This window comes from Clostridium boliviensis (assembly GCF_033342255.1).
Lineage (GTDB): Bacteria > Bacillota > Clostridia > Lachnospirales > Lachnospiraceae > Lacrimispora > Lacrimispora boliviensis.
This window is the reverse complement of the sequence record NZ_JAWONS010000153.1, coordinates 1-816: the sequence shown is the minus strand read 5'-3', so window position 1 is coordinate 816 and position 816 is coordinate 1. Positions and strand designations below refer to the sequence as shown.

Annotated in this window: 2 protein-coding genes; both read right to left on the bottom strand. The window is 63.0% G+C overall.

The genetic code is table 11. From position 1 onward, the window contains the following. Positions 1-301 (bottom strand): DUF5819 family protein (locus RZO55_RS10370; protein ID WP_318064209.1); only part of this gene is annotated, 301 nt, incomplete at its 3' end. 260 nt (positions 302-561) lie between these two features. After that, on the bottom strand, positions 562-816 hold a 255-nt coding region (locus RZO55_RS10365; protein ID WP_318064208.1), incomplete at its 5' end, for a hypothetical protein.

Sequence of the window (816 nt, the reverse complement as noted above, 5' to 3'; positions counted from 1 at the left end):
ACACCTCCCGGACCCGGGGACCGGTGAGATCCCGCCACGGAGTTTCCCGGACTTCGCCGGTTTTCGGGTCGCGCACTTTCGCCTTGGCGGCGAGGGAGCGGTGCTGGGAAACCGGGTCGGGGGCAAACAGTTGCCAGTTTTGAGCGAAGAGGGGATCCATGTACTGCTGAAGGGGCTCCGAAAAACGTCGTTTTAACAGGTTGTCGGGAGCCAGATACAGCAGCGTCAGCAGAAAGTGCATTCCGATAAGCAGGCTGAGTCCGCCTGCACCGATCCAGACAATGCTTCGACGGGTGTGCAAAGGGATTCCCCCTGTCGGCGGCATGGCAAAACTATCGTCACCATTGTAACCCCTTATCCACCGGAGAGTGAAGGGGTGGGGGCTGTTCACGTTTCTGCCGCGTTTCGGCTTGCGGACGGGTTCGCCCTTTGACCGCCATCGGAGCCGCTGGTCCGGATTCCGGCCCGCTTCGGGATGCTCCAGCCCTGCTTACAGGGAAGGCCCCTCCTCGCCGAGAAGGGGCCTGGCATCAGGAGAGGTCCGGCCTCCGATCCCCGCTCTCAACCGGCCTGCTCGCCGATTTTCTCCCGGGTTTCCGGAAAGAGAAAGTCGATGAACCGCTCCGCCGTCGGCTGGGGCTCGTGGTTGGCCAGACCGGGGCGCTCGTTGGCTTCGATGAGGGTATAGCGTTCTCCGCTGAAGTCGGGGGCGAGGAAATCGAAGCCGACGACGGGGATATCGAGGATGCGGCTGGCCTCCTCGGCGATCCTCCGGAATCGGGGAGCCACCTGATCGGTGACATCGCGGATGGTTCC